This window comes from Micromonospora sp. NPDC005163 (assembly GCF_053599835.1).
Genome location: NZ_JBSFYP010000073.1, coordinates 23151 through 31549 on the forward strand (window position 1 = coordinate 23151; position 8399 = coordinate 31549).

Here is an 8399-nt window from a genome sequence, read left to right on the forward strand (position 1 = left end):
GCGCATCTAAACAAAGGCCCGAATAGCGCAAGGCCCGTCGGCGCAGATCTTTTCAGTAGGGCTTTCCCCGAGTATTGGCCTGACGCGCAGGCGGTTGATCTCGGATCGCCAAAACCCCCCTGGGACTCGGCAAAGATTGCTGCGTGGTTTGCCGCGGCAGCTGCCAGGCGAGGCGTGAGTCCGCATTTCAAAGTCCAGTCGGCTGGCCTATTTTCACGAGGCTATTTGTCCTGGACAGTGGAGAGCTCGGAATGGTTCAGATCCGCCAACGGCGAGACGAGCGGATTCCTTACGCTAATAATCGACGGTCGTGGGAGGATTCGCAATACGGGCGGCGCGGTATCCGGTCGTGGGCTTTTCCAACTGGCCGAGTATCTCGACCTGGCATACCCCGCGATAAAACTGCCTAGGCGCCCCACGCGGAACTTCGCATTGGCCCAGCTGGTAGAGCGCCTTGCTAAGGGGGAGATGAGCTAGGGCCGGGGACCGCTGCGTCATGGTCAGTCCACACAACCGTCCATGATCGACGGTGGCTGCCCTCGTTCCCACACCGCACCGAGCCACAGCTCAGCCAAGGTCAACAACCCCGGCTGGAGTATTAGATCGATACCGCTACGCACAGTCGTACTGCCTTTGACTTCAACGTGCAGAAGCTGGTCAGCCCGGGTGGCAATGAGGTCCCACGACTCTTCATCGCCTACGTCAGCGACCTCCCACCCCTCGCTGACCAGGCGCTCCGTGACCTTGCCGACCGCATAACGCTCGATAGCCTGGCGCTTGACCGGGGTTTCGACGACGGTGGCGTTCCACGGCACAGCTCGGTTCAGGAGGTCTTTCGCTACTGGGCCGAGCAGTAGGGATCACAGCACATCCAGAGGTCCGTGACTGTCGAGCGAGTCCGTTGGGGGCGGGAGCGGCAGACATCTCGTTTACAAGGCGCTTCGGCGAGAGTCGTAGCGTCCGCTGACGTCCACCGGGCTCAGGCCGAAGGTGACCTCCGTCTGCGCTAGTCCGGCCTCGGCCGCCACCGTTGATGTCAACAACTGATGTCGGGCACATCGCGGGGCTCGTCGCAATCGCCGATGAGGGCGGAGAGATCTTGCAGGTCCTTGGCGACCCGTCGCCGAGGATCGTGCCGGCGGCGTTGAGGCCCCACTCCGACCTCGCCTGCGATATGAACTGCAGGACGGGTGGTCCTGATCCCGAACCCGCCGCCGTCGGAGATCAGGCGGCAACCGGCAGGCTGACTACATCTTCCAGGTGCGATCAGGCTGCTTGAGCTCGTGGACGACGAATTCGACGTTCCCGAGGTCCTTGAAGGGGCTCGACTTGGCGAGCTCCGTGATCGAGTCGAGCAAGCTTGCTGCCGTCGTGGCATCGTCCTTGCGCATGGCGACGTCAAGGTTGTCGAACAGGCGCCGGAAGTTCTCACGGCGCTCGTCGTGGGTCAGCTCCAGCCCGCGGAGCAGTACGTCGCGCTGCGCGACGATCCGTTCCCGCTCGGTTGCCTCCCAAGCACGGATCTCTTCGCGCCGCGTCGACTCCTCCTGGATGACCTTCACCCACTGGTCTGCGGTACCGACCATCTGGGAGAGCACCTGGCCCAGGTCGACAGCCTGCGCCGCCTTGCCAACGACAGAAGCCGTCTTGCCCAGAGAGGTGATATTCGGAACCTTGCTCATGAATACTTCTCCACGATCTTGATCGACACTTCGGTGAGTTGACCGGTGTCAGGATCGAGAACGGGCGTCTCGATCACCTCACCGATCGCGGTCACGAGTTGCAGCGCCCGAAGGAAGTCCGCGCCGTGAACGTCAGGATCGAAGTCGAGGACTTCAAGCTCGTCGACCGCGTGCTCCGCCCGGACGACCAACCCGGAGAGAACTGCCTGCAGTTCACTGATACGCGCGTCGACGCTCTTCAACAGTGCTTTCGCCGTCTCCATGTTCTCAATGGACACCGCGACCTTCGCCGCGTACTCCCGCGCCTTGGTCTTCTGCTTGGCACCGAGGATGCCGACAGTGATACCCGTGATGAACGCTGCAGGAGCGATCATGATCAAGTTCAGAACGATCGCACCCGCAGCCATGCCGCCGCCGCCCGCCGCAAGCGATCCGCCCCCAAGCCACGCGAGGGTCGCATTCGTGGCAGCCGCACCGCTGAGGCCACTGATGGCACTGCCCGTGCTCGCCGACGCGAAAGCAGACACACCCCACAGGGCGGCGCCCTGTGCGCTGGCCGCCGCACCCAGAGCTCCGAACCCGCCGGTCAGCCCCGTCCGCGCCTGTTCGACGTCGAACTTCAACTCCGGCAATGAGGGCACCGCAACTTCGACACCCGCAACGACCTTGCGGTCGAGCCGCTCAACAAGGTGCTCGTTCTTCTCAAGCCATGCGGCGAATCGGCCGATCGTCTCGGCTTGTGCGCGAAGTTGATCCTTGCCGTAGTCCTCCGCAAACTCGTGCGTACGGCCCTGGCAGACCTCAACAGCGCTGACTGCCAGCTTATGGTCGCGCTGCGCCGCCTTCGCCGTCTTGTTCGCCTGGACCAGATCGGTGACGCCCTTGCCGGCTGCGCCGACCCCGGCGGCAATCAGGGCGGCCAGCGGGATGACAAGTGGTGCGACCAAGATGTCTCCGATCGGCGTGCCGAACAACAGGTACCTGATGTTCCCATCGAAGGGCGGGGCGCGCGTGCCGCCGATCAGGTTTGGTTGGGCTGCTGTTTGGCTCGCTGCGTCCCTTCGTTCGGGCGACGTCCCGGGTTCTTCGGCCTCGGCCTGGCGGCCCACGCACCCGACCCCCGCCGGGGGGAGCCTGGTCGTGGATGTCAGCCAGTGCCGACAGATATCATCCCGCCCGCTCATGCACGGCAGCTACGTCGTTTGTTCTGCCCCGTTGTCGTCGCGCAGCGGACTGTTTGCTGACTCGCTGCTGACTTCGTCAGGCTTCGACGTCTGCTGGGGACTATCGCGCCCACCAGCAGAGCGGCCACACTTGGATTCGTGAGCCGCTTCGTCGATGACATCCACCAGGCTCGAGCCGCAGGCCGACTGGGTGACCGCTTCCGTCCCGACGACGTCCGTCGCGCCTGTCCCGGCTGGGCGGACCACACCTATGGCGTCTTCCTGCCGAAGCATCGGCAGGGGAATCCAGGCGGCTACACCGCGTACTTCTACCAGAACCCAGACGGCACCTACAGCCTGCTTTCCTGATGGTCCTGGTCAGCGGTCCAGTTAGCCGTCGGCATGACCACGTCCGCTCACCGTAACGGGCCCGATCCCCACTGAGTTGGGACTCGCTCGTTGTCACCGCGACCTACGCATTACGAGATCAAGTTGTTCACCACGGTCCACCTGCCACAACCCCGTCTGGCCTGCTGAAACGAATCTCGGCATTTCTCAGCGTCAGCGACCAGGGCTCGACCTCTTGAGGACTGAATGAGGACTGAGGCGGGACACCCTGTGCCACGCGGTTTAGAAAGTGTGGACACGGCCGGAAGTCGGACTGCGGTGACCTGGCTTGGCCTCGACTCCCTCCGAACGCGCACGCAGCGGGCACGCTTGCAGAGCGAACACCAGCTTGGGTCGCACCTCTATCTGACCGTTTGGCTAGATGCCCCGCGCCGTCCTCTTTAGATCGCTGTCGGACAGGGTCTAGATCCACAGCACGACATGTCGCTACAGTGAGGCGTACCACTGATCACCGTCTGTGATGCGCCCTGGGGGCACCGCACATGTGGCTCAACAGCGAGGTCTGGCAAGGGCAGTACGGCGAGGCCTTCGTGCGCGGCTTAGCCTGCGCGGCTGGCCTCACAACGTCTACCAAGAGCCTCGACGTCGACGGCACCGACATCCAGATCAGCATTCCAGGCCGGCGCGGCTCCTTCCGTTACCCTGCGATCGAAGCGCAAGTTAAGTCTTGGTCGACACCCAACTCCGACGGCGATCACTTCCGATACCCGCTGAGCCTTCACAATTACGCCGACCTAGTAGGGACTGTGGGGATCGACCTCCCACTCCCCCGGTATCTTTTCCTGGTGATCGTGCCGCCCGAGAAGGACGGCTACACGCTGGCATCTCACGATTGCCTTCACTTTCATCACGCGGCATACTGGGTTTCCCTGATGGACGAGCCACCCGTTTCCGAACTGACGGTTAAATCCTCAAAAACGGTTTATGTGCCTAGAGACAATCTCTTGACCGTTGAAACGCTGATTAACCTGGTTTGTCCAGAGGAACAGAAGAGGGAGGCGGCCTGATGGATGTCGAAATCGTAGACACCGATGCTCTCACTGCCCGCGACCCCTCGCAGATCGCTCTCTACCTGCGCAGCCGAGGTTGGGAGCCGGACTCTGCGCCGGGCGGAACCGTCTGGCAACTGGGAGTCGGGGACGAACGGTTCGAGGCGTTGGTCCCGACCAATAGCAGGATGAAGGGCTACGCGGGCTTCATTCGTCAGCTTCTCCACCTGCTCGAAGACGTCGAAGAACGCTCGCAGCTGGAGATATTTCGAGACATCTCTACGGCTGCCGCCGACGTTCAGTACGTCCGCACCATGCCTAATTCTCCGGCAGGAACAATACCCATTAACGACGCCTCGAAAACTCTCGAGAATATTCGACAGTGGGTACTAGCTGCCGCAGTCGGGGTTGCGAGTCCTTTTCGCCGCGCGGTACAGCCCGCGAGAAAGCCAGCAGACGCCCTGGAGTTCATGCGCGGCGTGAGGCTCGGTCCTAGCTACGAGGGCAGCTACATATGGTCCGTGGAAGTACCTCTACCGCCCCGCGTCGGGCAGGAGATACTCCCCTTCGATGATCCTGAAGTTCAATACCATTCGCAACCCTTCCCTCGGCGCGTATCGCAGCTTCTCTACAGAGCAACGAGCAGAGCGCATGGTGCAGCGCAGCTCGTCGTGCATCAGGACCAAGGGTTAGACGCTTTCACTTCGGGTGTCAATGACGGAGTTACAGCCAACCTCTGCGAATCGCTGGCAGGTTTGGCGGGCGAGGAAGAGAGGCCCTTCCAGCTCTCGTTTCAGTGGGCGATTTCTCGCCCCGTCGAGCCCACTCCTTCGATCCGCTTTGACCCTCCAGAAGTTCAGGTGCTTGCTCAAGCCGCGAAGGAAATGCGAGCTAACCTCCCCGAGGAAGACATCCGCATCATCGGCAATGTCGTCCGCCTTCATCGCGAAAGCAGCCTCGGGTCAGGCGAGGTAAGTATTGCGGGTGTGATGGAGGGCGACACCAGTGAACGACTGTGGCGAGTATGGGTGGAACTCACGGAGCAGGACTACTTGCACGCAATCACAGCGCACGACCGAGGCCATTCCGTGTCGGTGCGTGGTGACCTTACACGCCGAGGTAATCGTTCGAATCTGAGCCGAGTCTCGGTATTTGAAGTACTACCCGACCAGTCTGCCTAAGTTTAGCGGATCTCCCCGTCCGGGGAGGCTGGTAGCCCTTGTGGTGCCCGGTGAGGTGATCCGCGGCGGCATCTCTGAGGAGGGCCGGGGTTCGGGGCGGAGCCCCGAGACCTTCAAGTCCTGTCGTCCGTCTACGTGGCCGGCCGGCTCGGCCGATGCCGGCCGGAGGTCGCCAGCAGGCCGGGGCCGGGCCGGCGCCGCCTTGATCAATCCATAGGCCGACTCGGCAACAAGTGCCTCGGCCTGGCGCTGACGTGGGACCCCATACCTCACCCTCAGTCTGGAAGCGGCCTTGATTCGGAGGCAGCGGGCTCCATCCGCGCTGGTGATCAGCCTGGTCTTCCGTTGGACCCGCGACGGACACCACACGGAAACGCCGTTGTTGACCCCTGCTGACCGGCCTGCCGGGCACGTAGCGGGCACGGATGATGGCCTGGTCCTGGTCGACGAGCTGCCGAACGCGCGCGTTTTGACCCCTCGCTTGTAAGTTCCGGGCAGCCTGACGCGCACGTCCCCCTCCAGCCGGCCCGTCGGCGTCCAACCCGTCAAAAGCACGTGCTTGTGCGCCGTTGTCCGTCATCGTTGCTACAGGCACTGCTACACGCTGCTGACGTCCCCCTTATCCAGCTCAGTGTCGGCGAGCCAAGGTGATGGACGTGCTGGAGCGGCTTGGGTGGGTCAGTCCGATGGCCTCCACGACCTGTACTCATCATTAATTTGACTCGCATCAACCAACGACTGCTCGATCCGCATCTGTTCCGGTTCGTGAGAATCGCCCACCTTCTTGCCGACCCCGTGGACAGCCTCGGCGACCTTGCCAATCTGCTTCACCACGGAGTCGAGTGTCGTCGGCGCAGCCCAAGCACCCTTATACGGCGTCAAGTCAACCTCGTAGCAGGCCTGCGGTGCTGCCCCAAACGGCCCCTCGCAGTCCACCACAAACGTGTAGGACATTGGGAACTGGCCCTTGAACCGCTGAAAGCCCACGTCGAAAAAGAACTGCAGCTTGTGGCCCGGCGGCATCGTCTTGATGCCTTCGGTGAAGACTGTCCATTCATGCATCTTTGTGGCGTCCGAACGAAGCATCTCGTTCGGTGCCTTGATCCGAACGTTGCGGGCGATAGACGTCCCGATGTTAGTGATGGTCAGGACAAAGACGCTCGGATCGTTTACTCCAGGAGAGATGTCAACGACCACCATGGGTTGTAGTGCTTCACGCCGAGCTCGGCGCATCTCCGCCTCAGCCCTTTCGCCCTGCTCAACCTGGCGTAGTAGCAGTTCGATCTGCTGATGACCCAACTCCACCTGCTCCTTGGCGATCTCCGCTTGCTTTTGGGCGGCAGCGGCTGCCCTGTCCGACGATGCTGCTTGCGTCTTGGCTGCTTGGGCCGATTTGGCGGCGTAGACAACGCCAACAAGTGCCGCAGCAGCGATCAGCACTGATGTCCGTCCAGCATTGAACCAGCCGATAATGTCGGTGAGTGCTTCCACGCCGTCACTGTAGGTGGGCACCTCCAGTGTGGTGGACCAGCCGGCCGGTCGCAGAGGGGCTGACCGCTTCGGTGTGAACGCGGTTGTGGCGCATCGCCTACTGCCATCGGTTGTCGTCCCATGCCTCGTAGCTCGGCCACGACCTTGCCTGCTGTCGCGAGGTGTCGATTGCAGGCGGCGCGTTCGCTGCCTCTTTGCTGCTTCCGGATGTAGCCGAGCCGGAGCGCCGTCGGACAGCACAGCTAGATCCCCCGGCGGTGATCCAGACTGATTCCTAGGTGTATGTCCTGCATACGATCGCCACTTCTGTCCGATTTGACGCAAGTGTTGAATCGTCCCGTATCCGTTACCCTGCGTCCGTGCTGCCCGACGTCTCGCTTACGTACTGGCTGGCATAGGAACGCGGCGCTCGATTCATCGCCCGCGCGTCTGGATCGCTGGCCGCCATGTAGGAGACCTCGGCCGGGTCCTGTCTTCGTCGACCAGGCGCGCGAGCGCTTCGCGGTCGCGCCCGTTCGAGCCCCCACTCGTATGCGAGCCCCGCCAGGCTATGCCTGTGGTGTCCTTCTCCGAGCCATAGACGGTAGCGGCGTAGGACCTGGGGGCGGTACCCGCTCCGCACGGGCGGGCTTCCGGCCACGTGCGGCTATGCCGTACGCGAGTTGCGCTGCTGCATGAGCAGCAAGTCCAGGTTGACTACCGCCGTCCGCGCCGCGTCGGCGTGGCCGGAGTCGATGGCTATCTGGTACGCCGCCCGAGCACCCTGCACATCACCCTGCTCCGCCAACAGGTCACCCAGGCCGACTGCCGCCGTGGGCGCATGGTCGGCGTGGCCGGAGTCAATGGCCATCTGGTACGCCGCCCGAGCACCCTGCACATCACCCTGCTCCGCCAACAGGACACCCAGGTTGAATGCCACCTTCGGCGCATAGTCGGCGTGGCCGGAGTCGATGGCCATCTGGTACGCCGCCCGAGCACCCTGCACATCACCCTGCTGCTTGAGCAGGACACCCAGGCCGACTGCCGCCGTGGGCGCGGCATCGGCGTGGCCGGAGTCGATGGCCATCTGGTACGCCGCCCGAGCACCCTGCACATCACCCTGCTGCTTGAGCACGACACCCAGGTTGACTGCCGCCTTCGGCGCATAGTCGGCGTGGCCGGAGTCGATGGCCATCTGGTACGCCGCCCGAGCACCCTGCACATCACCCTGCTCCGCCAACAGGACACCCAGGCCGACTGCCGCCGTGGGCGCATGGTCGGCGTGGCCGGAGTCAATGGCCATCTGGTACGCCGCCCGAGCACCCTGCACATCACCCTGCTGCTTGAGCAGGACACCCAGGTTGAATGCCGCCTTCGGCGCATGGTCGGCGTTGCCGGAGCGGGCGGCCTTCCCTCTGTGGCAACCTTGGAGAAGGCGGCTTGAGCTGCTGAAACTCTGACCCGTGAGGGCGTGCGAGGAGATCCACCCCTGTGACATCGCATCAC

At 63.0% G+C, this 8399-nt stretch carries 8 protein-coding genes and 1 pseudogene; 3 read left to right on the forward strand and 6 right to left on the reverse strand.

Going from position 1 to position 8399, the window contains the following annotated elements; translation table 11 throughout:
- Positions 1 to 500: 500 nt before the first annotated feature.
- From ACWD6N_RS31945 to ACWD6N_RS31955, 3 genes are all read right to left on the reverse strand, one after another.
- The gene (locus ACWD6N_RS31945; protein ID WP_450005815.1) at positions 501 to 815 is read right to left on the reverse strand and encodes a protein NO VEIN domain-containing protein; all 315 of its coding nucleotides are present in this window, start codon (positions 813 to 815) and stop codon (positions 501 to 503) included.
- A 432-nt stretch (positions 816 to 1247) separates the two neighbouring features.
- On the reverse strand, positions 1248 to 1682 hold the full coding sequence (locus ACWD6N_RS31950) for a hypothetical protein (protein WP_450005817.1): 435 nt from the start codon (positions 1680 to 1682) through the stop codon (positions 1248 to 1250).
- Complete coding sequence (locus ACWD6N_RS31955; protein ID WP_450005819.1) at positions 1679 to 2791, reverse strand: hypothetical protein; 1113 nt, start codon at positions 2789 to 2791, stop codon at positions 1679 to 1681. The genes ACWD6N_RS31950 and ACWD6N_RS31955 overlap by 4 nt, the downstream gene beginning before the upstream one ends.
- 213 nt (positions 2792 to 3004) lie before the next feature.
- Between ACWD6N_RS31955 and ACWD6N_RS31960 the strand changes: the two genes are divergently transcribed.
- From ACWD6N_RS31960 to ACWD6N_RS31970, 3 genes are all read left to right on the forward strand, one after another.
- Positions 3005 to 3214, forward strand: coding sequence for a hypothetical protein (locus ACWD6N_RS31960; RefSeq protein ID WP_450005821.1), 210 nt, complete (start codon positions 3005 to 3007; stop codon positions 3212 to 3214).
- A 521-nt stretch (positions 3215 to 3735) separates the two neighbouring features.
- Positions 3736 to 4260, forward strand: coding sequence for a DUF4365 domain-containing protein (locus ACWD6N_RS31965; protein ID WP_450005823.1), 525 nt, complete (start codon positions 3736 to 3738; stop codon positions 4258 to 4260).
- Positions 4260 to 5423 (forward strand): hypothetical protein, encoded by a 1164-nt coding sequence (locus ACWD6N_RS31970; protein WP_450005825.1) that lies wholly within the window; start codon positions 4260 to 4262, stop codon positions 5421 to 5423. The genes ACWD6N_RS31965 and ACWD6N_RS31970 overlap by 1 nt, the downstream gene beginning before the upstream one ends.
- A 678-nt stretch (positions 5424 to 6101) precedes the next feature.
- Here ACWD6N_RS31970 and ACWD6N_RS31975 read toward each other — a convergent pair.
- The 3 genes and pseudogenes from ACWD6N_RS31975 to ACWD6N_RS31985 all read right to left on the reverse strand — a co-directional run.
- Entirely contained in the window at positions 6102 to 6914 is an 813-nt protein-coding gene (locus ACWD6N_RS31975) for a hypothetical protein (RefSeq protein ID WP_450005827.1), read from the reverse strand.
- A gap of 346 nt (positions 6915 to 7260) precedes the next feature.
- Positions 7261 to 7466 (reverse strand): annotated as a pseudogene (locus ACWD6N_RS31980) (hypothetical protein).
- 94 nt (positions 7467 to 7560) lie between these two features.
- Positions 7561 to 8399, reverse strand: an 839-nt coding sequence (locus tag ACWD6N_RS31985) for a tetratricopeptide repeat protein (RefSeq protein ID WP_450005829.1), incomplete at its 5' end; no start/stop codon positions are given.

Coding starts and splice junctions, on each gene's coding strand:
- ACWD6N_RS31950 (WP_450005817.1), bottom strand. CDS start 1,682: ATGAGCAAGGTTCCGAATATCACCTCTCTGGGCAAGACGGCTTCTGTC.
- ACWD6N_RS31965 (WP_450005823.1), top strand. CDS start 3,736: ATGTGGCTCAACAGCGAGGTCTGGCAAGGGCAGTACGGCGAGGCCTTC.
- ACWD6N_RS31970 (WP_450005825.1), top strand. CDS start 4,260: ATGGATGTCGAAATCGTAGACACCGATGCTCTCACTGCCCGCGACCCC.